This is a genomic window from Myxococcus sp. MISCRS1 (genome assembly GCF_026626605.1).
GTDB lineage: Bacteria > Myxococcota > Myxococcia > Myxococcales > Myxococcaceae > Myxococcus > Myxococcus fulvus.
In genome coordinates this window covers 4,434,176-4,452,146 of record NZ_JAPNKB010000001.1, presented here as the reverse complement: position 1 = coordinate 4,452,146, position 17,971 = coordinate 4,434,176, and the positions used below count along the sequence as shown (strand labels likewise).

General features: G+C 70.8%; 12 protein-coding genes. 11 read left to right on the top strand and 1 reads right to left on the bottom strand.

All coding sequences use genetic code 11. The features are described 5' to 3' along the window. The first annotated feature begins 211 nt into the window (after positions 1–211). From OWM54_RS17290 to OWM54_RS17245, 10 genes are all read left to right on the top strand, one after another. Positions 212–6,115 (top strand): HAMP domain-containing protein, encoded by a 5,904-nt coding sequence (locus OWM54_RS17290; protein ID WP_223782392.1) that lies wholly within the window; start codon positions 212–214, stop codon positions 6,113–6,115. Then, a complete protein-coding gene (locus tag OWM54_RS17285) occupies positions 6,112–6,945 on the top strand; it encodes a CheR family methyltransferase (protein WP_267698218.1) in 834 nt (277 codons plus the stop codon). Before OWM54_RS17290 ends, OWM54_RS17285 begins: the two co-directional genes overlap by 4 nt. Continuing rightward, positions 6,942–7,490: a chemotaxis protein CheB gene (locus OWM54_RS17280; RefSeq protein WP_223749244.1), complete on the top strand. Its 549-nt coding sequence runs from the start codon at positions 6,942–6,944 to the stop codon at positions 7,488–7,490. The genes OWM54_RS17285 and OWM54_RS17280 overlap by 4 nt, the downstream gene beginning before the upstream one ends. Then, entirely contained in the window at positions 7,487–8,542 is a 1,056-nt protein-coding gene (locus tag OWM54_RS43240; RefSeq protein WP_324289128.1) for a response regulator, read from the top strand. Before OWM54_RS17280 ends, OWM54_RS43240 begins: the two co-directional genes overlap by 4 nt. Positions 8,543–8,572: 30 nt before the next feature. Then, complete coding sequence (locus OWM54_RS17270; RefSeq protein WP_223782394.1) at positions 8,573–8,977, top strand: hypothetical protein; 405 nt, start codon at positions 8,573–8,575, stop codon at positions 8,975–8,977. Then, positions 8,970–9,230, top strand: a complete 261-nt coding sequence (locus OWM54_RS17265; RefSeq protein ID WP_223749246.1) for a DUF5985 family protein — start codon at positions 8,970–8,972, stop codon at positions 9,228–9,230. Before OWM54_RS17270 ends, OWM54_RS17265 begins: the two co-directional genes overlap by 8 nt. A gap of 15 nt (positions 9,231–9,245) precedes the next feature. Beyond that, positions 9,246–9,512 carry a DUF5985 family protein gene (locus OWM54_RS17260; protein WP_223749247.1) on the top strand — a complete coding sequence of 89 codons (267 nt, stop codon included), beginning with the start codon at positions 9,246–9,248 and terminating at the stop codon, positions 9,510–9,512. An 85-nt stretch (positions 9,513–9,597) separates the two neighbouring features. Beyond that, positions 9,598–10,767, top strand: a complete 1,170-nt coding sequence (locus OWM54_RS17255) for an alkaline phosphatase PhoX (protein WP_267698217.1) — start codon at positions 9,598–9,600, stop codon at positions 10,765–10,767. Between the two features lie 51 nt (positions 10,768–10,818). Next, entirely contained in the window at positions 10,819–11,754 is a 936-nt protein-coding gene (locus tag OWM54_RS17250; RefSeq protein WP_223749249.1) for an aldo/keto reductase, read from the top strand. A gap of 177 nt (positions 11,755–11,931) precedes the next feature. Next, complete coding sequence (locus OWM54_RS17245) at positions 11,932–14,322, top strand: GAF domain-containing protein (protein ID WP_223749250.1); 2,391 nt, start codon at positions 11,932–11,934, stop codon at positions 14,320–14,322. Here the strand turns inward: OWM54_RS17245 and OWM54_RS17240 are convergent. After that, complete coding sequence (locus tag OWM54_RS17240) at positions 14,291–16,576, bottom strand: S41 family peptidase (protein WP_267698216.1); 2,286 nt, start codon at positions 16,574–16,576, stop codon at positions 14,291–14,293. The genes OWM54_RS17245 and OWM54_RS17240 overlap by 32 nt on opposite strands. Before the next feature lie 314 nt (positions 16,577–16,890). On the opposite strand from OWM54_RS17240, the gene OWM54_RS17235 reads away from it, so the two are divergent. Beyond that, complete coding sequence (locus OWM54_RS17235; protein ID WP_223782396.1) at positions 16,891–17,406, top strand: hypothetical protein; 516 nt, start codon at positions 16,891–16,893, stop codon at positions 17,404–17,406. Positions 17,407–17,971: the final 565 nt, after the last annotated feature.

Genomic DNA, 17,971 nt, shown 5'->3' with positions numbered 1-17,971 from the left:
CTTCCTCCCGAGCGGGCGGGCAGGCTCGGTCCGCGTGTCCGACTTCACGCGCCGTGGCGGACCTCCCCTGGGTCAATGTTGGCTGGCGCACGAAGTCGCGAGCGAGTGTCCGGTGGTGGGCACTGTGCCCTCCCGAGGGGGCTGTCGGGGGCGGGGAGTCGCGGGACAACGGAGAGGCCGCGCCCATCCCAGGGACGTGCAGGGGCTCTCCATGACTGTGAAGAAGGTTGTCTCGCGTCGCGCTCGTGCGGTGGTGCCACCGCAGCGCTCCGTGGAGGACGACTCGGATGCGTTGGACTCGCGGCAGCTGCTGCGCGTGCTGACGGCGGTGCGCAAGGGTGACTTCTCCGTGCGCATGCCCGTGGACAAGGTGGGCAACGCGGGCAAGGTCGCGGACTCGCTGAACGAAATCATCGAGCTCAACGAGCGCATGGCGCACGAGTTCGAGCGCATCGGCAACGTGGTGGGCAAGGAGGGCCGCATCACCCAGCGCGCGCACGTGGTGAGCGCGGTGGGCTCCTGGGCCGACTGCGTGGAGTCGGTGAACACACTGGTGGCGGACCTGGCGCAGCCGACGACGGAGATGGGCCGCGTCATCGGCGCGGTGGCCAAGGGCGACCTGTCCCAGACGGTGGCGCTGGAGGTGGACGGCCGGCCGCTGAAGGGCGAGTTCTTCCGCACCGCCCGGCTGGTGAACGGCATGGTGGAGCAGCTCGGCGCCTTCGCCTCCGAGGTGACGCGCGTGGCGCGCGAGGTGGGCACCGAGGGAAAGCTGGGCGGCCAGGCCCGCGTGAAGGGCGTCGCCGGCACGTGGAAGGACCTCACGGACAACGTGAACTCGATGGCGTCGAACCTGACGTCGCAGGTGCGCAACATCGCCGAGGTGACGACGGCCGTCGCCAAGGGCGACCTGTCCAAGAAGATCACCGTGGACGTGCGCGGTGAGATTCTCGAGCTGAAGAACACCATCAACACGATGGTGGACCAGCTGTCGTCCTTCGCCTCGGAAGTGACGCGCGTGGCGCGTGAGGTGGGTACGGAGGGAAAGCTGGGCGGTCAGGCCGTCGTGAAGGGCGTGGGCGGCACGTGGAAGGACCTCACGGACAACGTGAACTCCATGGCCTCCAACCTCACGTCCCAGGTGCGCAACATCGCCGAGGTGACGACGGCCGTCGCCAATGGAGACCTGTCGAAGAAGATCACCGTGGACGTGCGCGGCGAGATTCTGGAGCTGAAGAACACCATCAACACGATGGTGGACCAGCTCAACTCGTTCGCCTCCGAGGTGACCCGCGTCGCGCGTGAGGTCGGCACCGAGGGAAAGCTGGGCGGTCAGGCCGTGGTGAAGGGCGTCGCCGGCACGTGGAAGGACCTCACGGACAACGTGAACTCGATGGCGTCGAACCTGACGTCGCAGGTGCGCAACATCGCCGAGGTGACCACGGCGGTGGCCAACGGAGACCTGTCGAAGAAGATCACCGTGGACGTGCAGGGCGAAATCCTGGAGCTGAAGAACACCATCAACACGATGGTGGACCAGCTCAACTCGTTCGCGTCCGAGGTGACGCGCGTGGCGCGCGAGGTCGGCACCGAGGGCAAGCTGGGCGGCCAGGCCGTGGTGCGCGGCGTGGGTGGCACGTGGAAGGACCTCACGGACAACGTGAACTCCATGGCCTCCAACCTCACCGCGCAGGTGCGCAACATCGCCGACGTGACGACGGCCGTCGCCAAGGGTGACCTGTCGAAGAAGATCACCGTCGATGCACGCGGCGAGGTGCTGGAGCTGAAGAACACCATCAACACGATGGTGGACCAGCTGTCGTCCTTCGCCTCCGAGGTGACGCGCGTCGCGAAGGAGGTCGGCACGGAAGGAAAGCTCGGCGGTCAGGCCGTGGTGCGCGGCGTGGGTGGCACGTGGAAGGACCTCACGGACAACGTGAACTCCATGGCCTCCAACCTGACGTCCCAGGTGCGAAACATCGCCGAGGTGACGATGGCGGTGGCGCGCGGTGACCTGTCCAAGAAGATCACCGTGGACGTGCGTGGCGAGATTCTGGAGCTCAAGAACACCATCAACACGATGGTGGACCAGCTCAACTCGTTCGCGTCCGAGGTGACCCGCGTCGCCCGTGAAGTGGGGACGGAAGGAAAGCTCGGCGGTCAGGCCGTGGTGAAGGGCGTGGGCGGCACGTGGAAGGACCTCACGGACAACGTGAACTCCATGGCCTCCAACCTCACCGCGCAGGTGCGCAACATCGCCGAGGTGACGACCGCCGTCGCCAACGGTGACCTGTCCAAGAAAATCACGGTGGACGTGCGCGGCGAGATCCTGGAGCTGAAGAACACCATCAACACGATGGTGGACCAGCTCAACTCGTTCGCGTCCGAGGTGACCCGCGTCGCGCGTGAGGTCGGCACCGAGGGAAAGCTGGGCGGACAGGCCGTGGTGAAGGGCGTCGCCGGCACGTGGAAGGACCTCACGGACAACGTGAACTCGATGGCGTCGAACCTGACGTCGCAGGTGCGCAACATCGCCGAAGTCACCACGGCCGTGGCGCGCGGTGATTTGTCGAAGAAGATCACCGTGGACGTGCAGGGCGAAATCCTGGAGCTCAAGAACACCATCAACACGATGGTGGACCAGCTGTCGTCCTTCGCGTCCGAGGTGACGCGCGTCGCCCGCGAAGTCGGCACGGAAGGAAAGCTGGGCGGTCAGGCCGAGGTGAAGGGGGTGGCCGGCACGTGGAAGGACCTCACGGACAACGTGAACTCCATGGCCTCCAACCTGACGACGCAGGTGCGCGGCATCGCCAAGGTGGTGACGGCGGTGGCCAACGGCGACCTGAAGCGCAAGCTCGTCGTGGACGCGAAGGGGGAAATCGCCGAGCTGGCGGACACCATCAACGGGATGATCGACACGCTGGCGGTGTTCGCCGACCAGGTGACCACGGTGGCCCGCGAGGTGGGAATCGAAGGGAAGCTGGGTGGACAGGCGCGCGTGCCCGGCACGGCCGGCATCTGGCGCGACCTCACCGACAACGTGAACCAGCTCGCCGCGAACCTGACGACGCAGGTGCGCGCCATCGCCGAGGTGGCCACGGCGGTGACCAAGGGTGACCTCACGCGCTTCATCACGGTGTCCGCGCAGGGCGAAGTGGCCGCCCTCAAGGACAACATCAACGAGATGATCCGCAACCTGAAGGACACCACGCGCAAGAACACGGAACAGGACTGGCTCAAGACCAACCTGGCCAAGTTCACCCGCGTCCTCCAGGGACAGCGAGACCTGCTCACGGTGTCCAAGGTCATCCTGTCGGAGCTGGCGCCGCTGGTGGACGCGCAGCACGGCGTCTTCTACATCTCCGAGCGCGCCGAGGCCGGGGAGCAGATCCTCAAGCTGCTCGCGTCCTACGCGTACCGGGAGCGCAAGGGCCTCTCCAACACCTTCAAGCTGGGCGAGGGCCTGGTGGGCCAGTGCGCGCTGGAGAAGGAGCCCATCCTCCTGTCGGACGTGCCGGACACGTACATCCGCATCTCCTCCGGGCTCGGTGAGGAGGTGCCGCGCAACATCGTCGTGCTGCCGGTGCTCTTCGAGGGGGAAATCAAGGCCGTCATCGAGCTGGCCTCGTTCCACCGCTTCAGCGAGGTGCACCTGGGCTTCCTCGCGCAGCTCACCGAGTCCATCGGCATCGTGCTCAACACGATTGCCGCCAACATGCGCACCGAGGCGCTGCTCAAGCAGTCCCAGGCGCTCACGGACGAGCTGCGCAAGCAGCAGGAGGAGCTGACGGAGACGAACAAGCGCCTGGAGCAGCAGGCCACCTCGCTCCAGCAGTCCGAGGAGCTGCTCAAGCGTCAGCAGGAGGAGCTGCGCCGCACCAACGAGGAGCTGCAGGAGAAGGCGAAGCTGCTCTCCGAGCAGAAGACGGAGGTCGAGCGCAAGAACGGCGAGGTCGAGCAGGCCAAGCGCGCGCTGGAGGAGAAGGCCGAGCAGCTGAGCCTCACCTCCAAGTACAAGTCCGAGTTCCTCGCCAACATGAGCCACGAGCTGCGCACGCCGCTCAACTCGCTGCTCATCCTCAGCCAGACGCTCAGCGACAACGTGGAGGGCAACCTCACCGGACGTCAGGTGGAGTTCGCCAAGACCATCCACGCCTCGGGCGCGGACCTCCTGGAGCTCATCAACGACATCCTCGACCTGTCCAAGATCGAGTCCGGCACCATGACGGTGGACGTGGGCCCGCTGCGCTTCAGCGACCTGCGCGAGTTCGTGGACCGCACCTTCCGCCAGGTGGCGGACAAGAAGGGCCTCCAGTTCGACATCGACCTGTCGCCGGGCATGGCGGGCGAGGTGGAGACGGACGCGAAGCGGCTGCAGCAGGTGCTCAAGAACCTGCTGTCCAACGCCTTCAAGTTCACCGAGTCCGGCTCGGTGTCGCTGCGCATCGGCATGGCGAGGAACGGCTGGACGCCGGACCACCCGGTGCTCTCCAGCGCGCCCTCGGTGGTGGCCTTCTCCGTGCGCGACACGGGCATCGGCATCCCCAAGGACAAGCACCACATCATCTTCGAGGCCTTCCAGCAGGCGGACGGCTCCACCGCGCGCAAGTACGGCGGCACCGGCCTGGGCCTGTCCATCAGCCGCGAAATCGCGCGCCTGCTCGGCGGCGAAATCCGGCTGGAGAGCGAGCCGGGCCAGGGCAGCATCTTCACCCTCTACCTGCCCCTGGACTTCATGGCGGAGCGGCCCGGCGTGGACAACCGCCTGGTGTCCAGCGTGCTGGCCCAGTCCGTCGCCATGCTGCCGCCGCCCCTGCACCTGGAGGAGTCGTCCGCGGCGCCCACGGGGCTCGTCACGCTGTCCATCGATGATGACCGCGCCACCATCCAGCCCGGGGACAAGGTGCTCCTGGCGGTGACGCACGCGCCGGACCACGCGGCGCGGCTGCGCGCGGCGGCGCAGGGCGCGGGCTTCAAGGTGCTCGTCTCCACGGAGGTGGAGGGCGCGCTGGACGTGGTGCGCGACTCGCGGCCCGTGGCCGTGGCGGTGGACCTGGACCTGCCGGAGATGGCGGGCTGGGTGGTGCTGGACCGGCTCAAGCACGACGCCAGCACGCGCGCGCTCCCGGTCTACACCGTGTCGGACGACGACCACCGCGAGCGCTCGCTCAACCTGGGCGCCATCGGCCACCTGCGCGCGGCGGCGGACCCGGCCGCGGCGGTGGCGGCGCTGGCCTCCCTGCGCGACTTCGTGGAGCGCAAGGGCCGCGGGCTGCTCATCGTCGAGGACGACGCCGTGCACCGCCAGTCGCTCCAGGAGCTGCTGGGCAGCGACGACGTGCAGACGATGGCGGTGGGCACCGCGGCGGCCGCGCTGGCCGCGCTGGCGGAGCGCCGCTTCGACTGCATGGTGCTGGACCTGGGCCTGCCGGACCTGCCCGGCACGGAGCTCATCCGCCGCGTGCGCGAGGCGCATGGGGCCGGCGGGCCGCCCATCATCGTCTACACCGGCCGCGAGCTGTCGCGCGCGCAGGAGACGGAGCTGCGTCGGGTGGCGGAGGCCATCGTCGTCAAGGACGCGCAGAGCCCCGAGCGCCTGCTGGAGGAGACGAGCCTGTTCCTGCACCGCTCACCCGCCACGCTGTCGGAGACCAAGCGCCGCATGCTGGAGAAGGCGCGCGAGCGGGACCCGCTGCTCGTCAACCGCAAGGTGCTGGTGGTGGACGACGACGTGCGCAACATCTTCGCCCTCAACACCGTGCTGGAGCGCTACGGCATGAAGGTGGCCTTCGCGGAGAGCGCGCGCGAGGGCCTGGCGCAGCTGGAGACGGACGAGGACATCGAGCTGGTGCTGATGGACGTGATGATGCCGGAGATGGACGGCTACCAGGCCATGCGCGCCATCCGCCGCATGGAGCGCGTCTCGCACCTGCCCATCCTGGCCCTCACCGCGAAGGCGATGAAGGGTGACCGCGAGAAGTGCCTGGAGGCGGGCGCGTCCGACTACATCACCAAGCCGGTGGACATCGAGAAGCTGCTCAGCCTCCTGCGCGTGTGGCTGCACGCGCCCCGGGGTGCTCAGGCCAAGGGCCCGCGCACGGAGGTCTCCGGGTGAGCGCCGGGGCCCAGTCCTCGGCGCTGGAGACGCTGGAGGCGGAGCTCCTGCTGGAGGGCGTGGCCCGCCACTGGGGCTTCGACCTGCGCAGCCACTCGCGTCCGCAGTTGCTGCGGCGGCTGCGGCGTCACCTGCGCGAGGAGCGCCTGGAGTCCTTCTCCGCGCTCCAGGCCCGCGTGCTCCACGACAGCGACGCGCTGGAGGGGCTCCTGCGCGCGCTGTCGTGCACACCGCCCACGCTCTTCTCGGACGCGGCCTTCTTCCGCGACTTCCGCGCGCGCGTCGTCCCCGTGCTGCGCACCTGGCCGTCGGTGCGCGTGTGGCACGCGGGCTGCGGCACGGGCGAGGACACCTACTCGCTGGCCATCCTCCTGCATGAAGAGGGGCTGTGGGGGCGGTGCCGGCTGTACGCGTCCGACGCGAGCGAGGGGCTGCTCGCGGACGCGCGCACGGGCGTGGTGCCCCTGCCCGCCGAGGACTGCGCGCGCCGCCACGCGGAGTCGGGCGGCAAGGGCTCGCTGTCGGACCACTACACGCGCGACGGCAACTGGGCGCTCCTCCAGCCGAAGCTGCGCGACGGCATCTTCTTCACCCAGCACAACCTGGCCATCGACGGCTCGTTCAACGAGTTCCATGTCATCGTGTGCCGGGACACGCTGCTGTCCTTCAACCGCGCGCTGCACAACCGCGTGCACTCGCGGCTGTACGAGAGCCTGGCCCGCTTCGGCTTCTTGTGCCTGGGGCGCAAGGAGTCGCTGTCGCGCACGCCCCACGCCCAGGCCTTCGAGGAGCTGGAGGGCAGTGGCCGCATCTTCCGGAGGGTGTCATGAGCGTGGGGTTGCTGGTGGTGGGCGCGCCGCGTGGCGCCGCGGCGGACCTGGAGACGCTGCTGTCCGTGTTGCCGGCGCACCTGCCGGCGCCCGTCGTCGTGGCGCTGCACCGGGGGCCGCACGACCGGCTGGTGGAGCCCCTGGGCCGCCGCTGCGCGCTGCCGGTGGTGGAGCCGGACGACAAGGACGACCTGGTGCCCGGCCGCGTGTACCTGGCGCCGTGGGGCTACCACCTGCTGGTGGACCGGGGCTCGGTGTCGCTGTCGGTGGAGCCTCCCGAGCACGGCTGTCGTCCCGCCATCGACGCGCTCTTCGAGTCCGCGGCGGACAGCCACGGCGCCGCCGCGGCGGGGTTGCTCTTCGGCGGCCATGACGACGGCCTCACGGGGCTGGGCCTGCTCCAGGCGCGCGGCGGACGCGTGGCGCTGGTGGGCGGCGAGGACGTGGAGCTGTTCGACGCGGAGGTCGAGCGCTTGTCACTCGGGGACGTGGGAGGTTGGCTCGCGCGACTGGCCTACGTGTCGCGCGGCAGGGTGCAGCCATGAGCCCCGTGTCCGTCCTCCTGGTCGACGACCAGCCCGAGGGGCTGCTCGCGCTGGAGGCGACGCTCGCGCCGCTGGGGCTCCAGCTCGTCACCGCGCGCAGCGGCCGCGAGGCGCTGCGCCACCTGCTCTCCCAGGACTTCGCCGCCATCCTCCTGGACGTCGTGATGCCGGGCATGGACGGCTTCGAGACGGCGAGCCTCATCCGCGAGCGCGAGCGCAGCCGCCACACCCCGCTGCTCTTCCTCACCGCCCTGTCGCGCGGCCAGCTGCCGGAGCTGCGCGCCTACGCCGTGGGCGCGGTGGACTACCTGCTCAAGCCCTACGAGCCGGAGATCCTCCGCTCCAAGGTGAGCGTGTTCGCGGACCTCTACCGCAAGACGGAGCTGGTGAAGCGTCAGGCGGAGGTGCTGCGGCAGACCGAGCGGCGCGAGCACGAGAACGAGCTGGCCGAGGCCCAGCGCCGCGTGGACGCCGAGCGCGCCCGCGCCCGCGAGGAGCTGCTGCGCCGGGAGATGGAGACGCACCGCAACCAGCAGCGCTGGCTGGAGGCCGTGCTCGCGGCGCTCCCCACGCCGCTCGCCCTGGTGGAGCCCGGCACGGGCCACACCCTGCTGGCCAACCGCGCGGCCCAGGGGCTCGCTGGCGGAGGGCTCGCGTACCGCGAGGCCCAGGGCCTCCACGAGGGCCTCGTCGTGCGGGGCCCGCAAGGCCAGGTGCTCTCCACCGACGAGCAACCCCTCATGCGCGCGGCCCGCGGTGAGGCCCTCCAGGGCTTCCATGTGGATTGGGAGTGGGGTGGCCAACAAGGCTCGGTGCGCGCCTTCAGCACCTGGCTGCCCCGGATGCATGGCCGTCCGGAGACGGTGCTGCTCGCCCTGCTGGACGTGGCGGCGCCGAGCGCCACGGTGCAGCTTGTGGAAGGACTCAGGCAGCTTGCGCCCGCCCACCCGGGACGGGAGGACATGGAGGGCCCGCTTCCCGTGAGGCAGGGCGAGCGGGCGAGGGAGACGTCCACGCCGGAACCTGAACATCCTGTTGCGAGAAAAGGTTGACGCACAAAATAACGTGGGCATGGTGGCCCTGTGAGCGACGCCGGACTTCCGCCGCGGGTCCAGCGCTTCATCACGACGCACATCGACTCCCTGGAGAAGCTGGAGGTGCTCCTCCTGCTTCGAGCCCAGCCGGGGCGGGAGTGGACCGCGTCATCGGTGAGCCTGGAGCTGCGCATCACAGAACCTTCCGCCGCCGCGAGGCTGGCGGACCTCACCGCGAGGAGCCTGCTGGTGAGCGACGGCGGACGTGTGCCCGTCTATCGCTTCAGTCCGGCGAGCTCGGAGGACGTGCAGGCCGTCACGGAGCTGGCGGCGGTGTACGGTGCGCGCCGGGTGAGTGTCATCTCCTTCATCTTCTCCCGGCCCCTGGACAAGGTCCGGGGCTTCGCGGAGGCCTTCGTGCTGAAGAAGGACAAGGACGGCGACCATGGCTGAAGCGGTCTACATCCTCTGTGCCTTGACGAGCATGGCGTGCGCGGTGCTGCTCTTGCGCGCATGGAAGCGCAGCCAGTCACGGCTCCTGCTGTGGAGCGGGCTGTGCTTCGTGGGCATGGCGGTCAACAACGTCCTGTTGTTCGTGGACCTGGTGGTCCTGCCGACGACGATTGATTTGTACCTGCCCCGCCAGCTCACCACCCTGGCCAGCGTCTCCGTCCTGCTGTACGGCCTCATCTGGGACGGCTCGTAGCGAGAGGAACCCCCCATGTTCCACTCCATGCTCAATGGCGCGGTGGCGATGGCGTGGCTGGCCTGCGCGCTGTTCTTCCTGCGCTTCTGGAAGCAGTCGCACGACCGGCTGTTCGCCTTCTTCGCGCTGTCGTTCGCGGTGCTCGGGGTGAACTCGGTGGTGGCCGCGCTCATCGACGTGCAGGACGAGCGGCGCTACTACATCTACGTGGCCCGGCTTGTCGCCTTCCTCATCATCCTCTACGCCATCTGGGACAAGAATCGCGAGAGTCGACGCGGCTGATGTGTCCTGACGCGCACCCGTCCTCCGCGTTCAGTGGTGGGGCGGCGCGCGGGTGGTTCTCCTTCCCGGTACAGGAGAACCACGCATGCGGCTCGGTCGTCGCGACTTCCTTCGTCTCTCCGCGCTCGGGGGGAGCGCGCTCGCCTTCGGCCCCGGGTTCTGGAAGGCCGCCTACGCGGCCCCGGCCCAGGCGGGCCCCGGTCCCTACGGCGCCATCTCCGGCTCGCCCGACGCCAACGGCCTGAGGCTGCCGGCGGGCTTCACCTCCCGCATCGTGGCGCGCTCGGGACAACCGGTGGGGCCCACCGGTTACGTCTGGCATCCGGCGCCGGACGGGGGGGCCTGCTTCGCGCGGCCGGAGGGTGGCTACGTCTATGTGTCCAACAGCGAGGCCATCTCCGGCGGCGCGAGCGCGGTGCGCTTCGACGCGGGCGGCCGGGTGCTGGCGGCCTATCGAATCCTCGCGGGCACGCGGCTGAACTGCGCGGGCGGGCCCACGCCGTGGGGCACGTGGCTGTCGTGCGAGGAGCACCCGAGGGGTTGGGTGTGGGAGTGCAACCCGGCGAGGCCGTCGCAGGGCGTGGAGCGGCCGGCGCTCGGCGCGTTCCCGCACGAGGCGGTGGCGGTGGACCCGGTGGGCCAGCGGCTGTACCTGACGGAGGACCAGCCCGAGGGGCGGCTGTACCGCTTCACGCCGTCCGTGTGGCCCCGATTGTCGGAGGGCACGCTGGAGGCCGCGAAGGTGTCGGGCGACGCGCTGGCGGGTGAGGCCCGGCTGTCGTGGGTGCGGTGCTCGCCGGAGAAGTCCGTGTCGCGTCAGCCGGACGTCGCGGCGCGCACGACGGTGTTCGAGGGCGGCGAGGGCTGCTGGTACGACGGCGGCACCGTCTACTTCACCACCAAGGGAGACAACCGCGTGTGGGCGCACGCGCCGGCGACGGGGAGGCTGGAGGTCATCTACGCGGCGTCGCTCCTGCCGCTCGCGCCGCTGACGGGCGTGGACAACGTGGTGGTGTCGCGCTCGGGGGACCTGTTCGTCGCCGAGGACGGCGGCACCATGGACCTGTGTCTCATCACCCCGGGACCCCAGCGCGTGGTGTCGTCGTTCCTCCGGCTGAGGGGACACTCGGGCTCGGAGCTCACCGGGCCGGCCTTCAGCCCGGATGGGCGGCGGCTGTACTTCAGCTCGCAGCGCGGCACCTCGAACTCCATCAACGCCGGTGTCACGTTCGAGGTGTCCGGTCCCTTCCGCTGAGGCCGGCGCGCGGCTTGACGACGCGGGAGGGCTCTTGCAGATACGGGGACCATGTCCACGCTCCCTTCCTTCTCGCCCCGCCGCGCGCTGGGCCGCACCGGCTTCGTCGCCACGGCGGTGGGCATCGGTGACATCGCCGACCGCTCGACGCCCCGCGAGGTGCTCGTCGCCACGCTCACGCGCGCGCTGGACGCGGGGCTGAACGTCATCGACACCGCGCCCAACTACGAGGAGGGCCTGAGCGAAGAGGTGGTGGGAGAGGCGCTGCGCGGCCGGCGCGAGGGCGTGTTCCTCATCGACAAGGTGGACGTGCTCGACGCGCCGGTGGGGCCCCAGGTCGCGGCGAGCCTGAAGCGGCTGGGGCACGCGCACGTGGACCTGTTCGTCTTCCATGCCGTGTCGGAGCTGTCCGCGTGGGAGGCGCTCGCCGCGCCGGGTGGGGGACTGGCGCAGCTGGGCGAGTGCGTGCGCGCGGGACAGGCGCGCTTCCGGGGCATCTCCAGCCATCATCCGGAGGTGCTGCGCCGGGCGGTGCTGTCCGGGCTGTGTGACGTGGTGATGTTCCCCCTGGGGCCCTTCGTGGACGCGCGCTACGTGGAGGACGTGCTGCCACTGGCGCGCTCGCGCGGCGTGGGCGTGGTGTCGTTCAAGACGTTCGGCGCGGGCAAGCTCCTGGGCGACACGGAGGGCTATGGCCGGCCGCTGGAGTCGCGGCCCCGGGGCAAGGTGGGCTCGGGTGGACGTGAGGACCGGGAGGCACCGCTGCTGCCGCACCTGGGCGTGGAGGAGTGCGTGCGCTACACGCTGACGTTGGACCCGGACGTCATGTTGATGGGGATGAGCCACCCCAACGAGCAGGACGCGGCGCTCGCGGCGGCCCACGCGTGGCGTCCGCTCACGCCCGAGGCGCTGGAGGACGTGCGCGTGCGCGCGCGCCGGGCCATCGACGGCAAGGGCGCCGTGTGGTGGAACCCGACCGCGGCTTGAGTCGAAGACCCCGAGTCATTTCGCCTGAAACACACCCCGGGCGTGGGGGGTGTGGCCATTCAACGTCTGGCGGGTCTGGGATTGGACAGTCCTCCCGTCCGCGGAGGTGGGCGGCATTGTTGCGGGCGTCGGGACGCTCTTAGCTGCGGGCTTCACCGCGCTCTCGGGGTCGCCTTCATGTCCGCCGAGCCGAACCCACTCGACGACCTTCCTGGCGACACCGCCGGGACACCGCGAGGCGCCGCGGCGACAGGGCCTCGCGCCGAGCCCGCGTCCTCCGAGTCCGCGCGGCTGGCCTTCCTGTATCGCGCGGGTGAGGCGCTGGGGGCCTCGCTGGAGTGGCGCACGGTGTTGCGGCGGCTGGCGGAGCTGGTGGTGCCGGAGCTGGCGGACTGGTGCGCGGTGGACGTGCTGGGGGACGACGGCCGCGTGGAGCGCGTGGCCGCGGCGCATCGGGAGCCGGGGCGGGTGGCGCTGGTGCACGAGCTGTTCCGCCTGCGTCCGGTGGACCTGACGATGTCGGACGTCATCGCGCAGACGCTGCGCACCGGCGTCGCGTCGCGGATGGAGGCCGTGTCGGAGCGGGCCTGGGAGCGCGAGGTGGCGCTGGGCGCGCGGGTGGGGATGGTGTTGCCGCTGGTGGCGCGCGGCCGGGTGTTGGGGGCGATGTCGCTGCTGCGCGGTGACGCGGCGGCGGGCTTCACGGAGCAGGACCTGGAGGTGGCGCGGGAGCTGGGGCGGCGCGCGAGCCTCTCCATGGAGAACGCGCTGTTGTACGAGGAGGCCCGGGTCTCCCAGGCGCTCTCCGCGCGACTGCAGACGGTGACGGCGGCGCTGTCCCGGGCGGCCACCGCGGAGGACGTGGCCCGGGTGCTGGTGCATGACGGGCTGGAGGCCTCGGGCGCGGCGCGTGGCACGGTGATGAGCCTGACGGACGAGGGCTTCATCCACTTCATCGGCGCGTTCGGCTATTCGCGGGAGTTCAGGGCCGCGCTGGAGGGGAAGCGTCCGCTGGTGGTGCCGGTGCTGGCGCGCGCGGCCGAGCGGCGGGAGGCGCAGTGGTTCTCGCGCCTGGAGGACCTGTTGCCCCTGACGGGCATCGTCCGGCGCGAGGTGGCGGTGCTGGGGGGCGGGGCGCGCGCGGTGCTGCCGCTGCTCACGGAGCGGGGCGTGCGCGGCTTCGTGTGGCTGGCCTGGGAGGGGCAGCGCGACTTCACCGCGTCGGAGCGCTCGTTCCTGGAGGCGCTGGCCCAGCAGTGCTCGCAGGCGCTGGAGCGCGCGGTGCTGTACGGCACGCTGCGCGAGCGGGGCGAGCGGTTGCACCACGCGCTCCAGATGGGGAAGGAGGCCGAGGAGCGGCTGTTCTTCCTGCTCGAGGCGAGCCGCGCGCTGGCCGAGCACCTGGACGACGTGGAGTGGACGCTGGAGCACGTGGCGCGCGTGGCCGCCAGCAGCGTGGCGTCCAGCTGTCTGGTGGAGCTGGTGGGGCCGGATGGCACGCTGCGGTGCGTGGCGTCCGCGCACCAGGAGCCCTCGCGCGATGCGTCGGTGCTCCAGGCGCTCGGCGGAGAGGGCGCGCTGTCGCTGTCGCGCGAGTGCTTCCATTCCGGAGAGCCGCGCTTCGTGCCGGACGTGGACGCGGCGCTGTGCGAGCGATTGTCGGACAGCTCCGAGCAGCGGGCGCTGTTGCAGGCGCTCAGGCCGGCGTCGCTGTTGGTGGTGCCGGTGCGCACGCGCGGACGCACGCTGGGCGTCATCACGTTGGGGACGTCGCCGCCGCAGCGTCCGCTGGCCATGTCGGACGTGTCGATGATGGAGGAGCTGGCGCGACGCGTGGCGGTGGCGCTGGAGAACGCGTCGCTGTATCGGGACGCGCAGGCGGCGGTGCGGCTGCGCGACGAGTTCCTCTCCGTGGCGAGCCACGAGCTGAAGACGCCGTTGACGAGCCTGAAGCTCCAGCACGGGCTCATCGACCGGGCGCTGGGGCCGGACTCGCGCGAGAAGGTGGCGCCGAGGTTGTCCACGGCGATGCGGCAGGTGCAGCGGCTGGCGTCGCTGGTGGACCACCTGTTGGACGTGAGCCGTGTCTCGCTGGGGCGGCTGGCATTGGAGCCCACGGAGGTGGACCTGGGGCAGGCGGTGCGCGACGCGGTGGACCGGATGGAGGAGGTCTTCGCGGTGGCCGGGTGCACGGTGCGGGTGGAGATTCCAGAGCCGCTGCAGGGGCGGTGGGACGCGCTGCGGTTGGACCAGGTGCTGGTCAACCTGCTCACCAACGCGGCGAAGTACGGCGCGGGGCGGCCGGTGCAGGTGTCCGCCTCCGCCGAGGGCGAGGCGCGGGTGCGCCTGTCGGTGCGCGACGAGGGCATCGGCATCTCGGAGACCGACCTGCCGCGCCTGTTCGGCCGCTTCGAGCGCGCGGTGTCGGAGCGCCACTACGGTGGGCTGGGGCTGGGGCTCTACATCAGCCGGCAGATCGTGGAGGCCATGGGCGGGAGCATCGAGGTGGAGAGCCGCGAGGGCGTGGGCTCCGTCTTCACCGTGCTGTTGCCTCGTTCAGCAGGCTGAGGGCGCGCTCGAGCACCTCGTCGCGTCCGGCGCGCAGGCCCTCGAGGGTGGGGTGGACCTCCACGTCGGGGCGCAGGCCCACGCCCTGGACCGGCTGGCCGTCGGGGGTCTCGAAGCGCTGACCGGTGAAGAGGACGCAGAGAGCGCCGGGGAGGCAGACGTTGGTGGTGTCACCCACGGCGCCCGCGGTGGCGCTGCCCACGAGGCGTGCGCCGGACGCGGCGCGCAGCATCATCGCGGTGTATTCGCCCTGGCTCAGCGTCCGCGCGTCGACCAGGAGGATGACGTGTCCTCGGTAGAGGGGACCGTTGTTGGGTGGGAGCAGGGTGGGGAAGCGCTCCTCCAGGCGCTCTCCGGCGGAGAGCCGGGGGCGGGAGATGAGCGCGGACGTCGTGGCGCCGCGCGTGTTGAGTCGCGGCGCGAGCGCCCAGGCGCTGCCCTGGGGATAGCCGCGCAGGTCGAGCACCAGGCCCCGCGTGTCCTTCATGGCGGTGAGCATGGGGTCCACGGACTCGGCGCGCAGCCTGCGCAGGTCCACGTAGCCGATGCCGCCGCTCAGCATCTTCCAGGGGGCGTCGTCGCGGGGTGGGGGACGCAGGAACGGGAGGAAGTCGCGTGAGCGCGGCAGGCGTGACTCCTTGAGGCGGCCGTCGGAGCCCTGGAGCATGACCTCGACGTGCTTGCCGTCCGCGCCCGCGAGCAACAGGCTGGCGACGCGCTCGGCCCTCGCGGCGTCGTGTGAGGCACCGAGGAGGGAGGTGAGTCGCCGCGCGTGCAGGGCGACGGGCTCCTGGTCCACGGCGACCACCTCGTCGCCCACGTGGATGCCGGCGGCGCGGGTGACCTCGGGCGCGGGCAGCTCCGTCACGATGAAGCGCCCCTGCACGGGCCGCAGGAGGACGGGCGCGGTGGCCTCGGCGAGAGAGCGCAGCGGCTGGCCCTGCTCCGCGACGAAGATGTGTCCGTCGTGGACGCGCGCGGCCAGGGTGTAGAGGACCTGTGTGTAGGCGCGAGCGTCCGCCGCCGCGCGAGCCTGACCGAGGAACGTGGGCAGGACGGCGTCCCAGTCCCGCAGGGCTTTCGGGTCGGGATGAAAGAAGCGCATCACGTTCCAGAACCGGATGACGGCGAGCAGCCGATGCGGTTCCGGTGGATACCCCGGGTGCTCGTACATGGCCTCGGCGCTGATGATGGGGAGCGCGGAGGCGGACCTCGATGGGGCTGCGCTCGCGCGAGTCCGCGTCCCCGACGTGCCCGAGCGCACCCGTTGGAGCGCGTCCTGGAGCGCGGGCCCCGAGTCACCCTCGTCCGCCTCCACCGGCACGGTGACGTCCGCGGACAGTCCCGAGGCGCCGGAGGCGAACACGAGCTCCGAGGCGCGCACCACCGCGCGATATCCCCCGGGCAGCGGCAGCGTGCGAGTCCTCACGGCGGAGGACTCGTCGAGCCCACCCTGCGCGATGACTCGCGTGCGAGGCGTGGACATCAGCGCGAGCACCAGCGGCGTCAGCGGCGTCCGCGCGTTGACGAGCAGCGCCACCGAGCGCTTCGGCGTCCCGGACACCGGCGTGAATCTCCGCGCGAGCCGCGTCTCGACGGACGCGCTGTATCCCCCGGAGCTGGGCCCCCACTGCACGGGATGGCCCGAGTACACACGGAAGCGCTCCGCGGGCGCCGTCAGCTCCTCCGCCACCAGCGAGCGCTCCAGGAAGCCGAGCGCCATCTCCGCCCACGCGGCCGCGTCATCCCCACTCATGCGCAGGTCGATGACCACGCGGCGAGCTCGCGCGAGCTCCGGCTCCAGCGCGCTCATCGCGGGATACAGTGCGTCGACATTCGCGAAGGTTCGGTCCAGGTCCAGCACCAGCGCGTCACCCACCCAGCGCGACAGCGGCCCAGGTGCCGTGCTCGTGGCCACCACCGGCCCATCCCGCACGACCCGGGTGAGCGGGTCCTCGAGCGTGCGCAGCATGCCGCCCACTGTCGCGGCGAGCGCCTCGGGGGTGCTCGCCGCGAGCGCACCGGGCAGCGCGGCGAGGAGCGCCGCATCCCAATCGACCGCGCCCGTCGCGAGCGCCGGATGCGCGTACTTCACCTCGCCCCAGACGCGCCCCAGCGCCGCGGCGTTCTCCAGCGCGGGCGCGACGCTCGCACCCGGTCCACCCGGCTCCGCGCCCGCTCCGACCCCCGCGCCGAGCAGCACCGTCAACACCCCGACACCGAGTGTCCAGCTCGGCACCCGTCGGATTCTCACGTGCTCCACAACCACCTCCGATGACGGCCCCGCCCGCTCGACACCACCCTCACGGAAAAGTTCCCGAGCGAACCGCTCCGAGGCGTCTGCCGGCGCCCTCATCGAGGCTCCGCGTTCAAGCGCGTCCACGCCTGGTGAAGCGCGTGGCCGGGGGCGTGGGTGCCGGGTCTTCTTCGCGTGGTGGAAGTGCTCGCGGGGAGCAGTCGTCTACAAGGGCTGGCTCCCTCGCTCCAGGCGTGTGGCCCGGCCATGCTCATGGCTCCGAGGTCTCGCGCGGCGCTCGACACCCGTACACCTGGAACTGGAGAACGTTCATGCGACGTCTGAACCTCATTGCGACTCCCTCTCTCGTGGTGGCCCTGTGCGCGTTGCTCGCGAGCGGATGCGGTGGCTCACCCGGGCCCGACGCGGAGCCGTCCACCGGCGCGCCCCAGTCCGGCGGCCTGGAGGGTGCGCCCGGCACCGACGAGGGCGAGGCCGCGGGAGCCGACTCCGATGATCCGTTCCACCCGCTCAACGCGGGCAAGGTCACCCTCTGCCACATCCCGCCGGGCAACCCCGACAACGCGCACTCCATCACAGTGGGCCTGGCCGCCGTGAAGGCCCACGTCAAGCACGGCGACACGCTGGGCGCCTGTGACAGCGAGCCCGACGCGGGCACGGGTGGTGAGCCCGACGCGGGCACCGGCGGTGAGCCCGACGCGGGCACCGGCGGCGAGCCCGATGCCGGCTCCTGCCAGCCCGTCGAGGCGCCCTGTGGCGAAGGCGCTGCCTGCTGCTCGGGCCTGGCCTGCTCGACCGACGGCTACTGCGAGCCCATCATCGGCTGATGAACAGGGCCCACCGGCCCTCCCGAAGACGACGCCTCACCCAGACCCCTCCGGCGGCGCCCCTGTGGCTCCGCCCGAGGGGTCTTCCTGTTTCCGGGGAGCCACGCCCCTCGGTTCATCCTCATCACATCTTTTGACTCAAGGAACCCGACCCCCTGCGTCTTCCCTTCAGGGGGGCGGCGAGACAGGGAAGCCGTGAAACGTGTTCCACAAAACATGGGAGTGAGACGGAGAGAAAAGGAATCCCAGAAACCCAACCGCGCATTGCGAGCCGAGCGGTAAAGTTTTCAACCGAATGGCTGTAGTTTCTGCGGAGAGAGCAGGGGAGACTTCCAGCAATGAGGGGTGCTTTCCTTCCTCACTGTCCGGAACCCGAAGTCCACGACTCCATTCGCATGAAGCGCCGGTGCCAGCGCGGTTGAATCGAGGGTGGCACACGACTCGCAACCCGTCGTCCGAATCACCCTGTCCCCGCGTCCCCCAATCGCCCCGTGTTCGTCCAGAACGTCATCTGCTCCTGCGTGCCTCCGCACTCCGACCCCAGTGAGTGTCCGACCTGGGTGCG

Coding starts and splice junctions, on each gene's coding strand:
- OWM54_RS17290 (WP_223782392.1), top strand. CDS start 212: ATGACTGTGAAGAAGGTTGTCTCGCGTCGCGCTCGTGCGGTGGTGCCA.
- OWM54_RS17280 (WP_223749244.1), top strand. CDS start 6,942: ATGAGCGTGGGGTTGCTGGTGGTGGGCGCGCCGCGTGGCGCCGCGGCG.
- OWM54_RS43240 (WP_324289128.1), top strand. CDS start 7,487: ATGAGCCCCGTGTCCGTCCTCCTGGTCGACGACCAGCCCGAGGGGCTG.
- OWM54_RS17265 (WP_223749246.1), top strand. CDS start 8,970: ATGGCTGAAGCGGTCTACATCCTCTGTGCCTTGACGAGCATGGCGTGC.
- OWM54_RS17260 (WP_223749247.1), top strand. CDS start 9,246: ATGTTCCACTCCATGCTCAATGGCGCGGTGGCGATGGCGTGGCTGGCC.
- OWM54_RS17255 (WP_267698217.1), top strand. CDS start 9,598: ATGCGGCTCGGTCGTCGCGACTTCCTTCGTCTCTCCGCGCTCGGGGGG.
- OWM54_RS17250 (WP_223749249.1), top strand. CDS start 10,819: ATGTCCACGCTCCCTTCCTTCTCGCCCCGCCGCGCGCTGGGCCGCACC.
- OWM54_RS17245 (WP_223749250.1), top strand. CDS start 11,932: ATGTCCGCCGAGCCGAACCCACTCGACGACCTTCCTGGCGACACCGCC.
- OWM54_RS17235 (WP_223782396.1), top strand. CDS start 16,891: ATGCGACGTCTGAACCTCATTGCGACTCCCTCTCTCGTGGTGGCCCTG.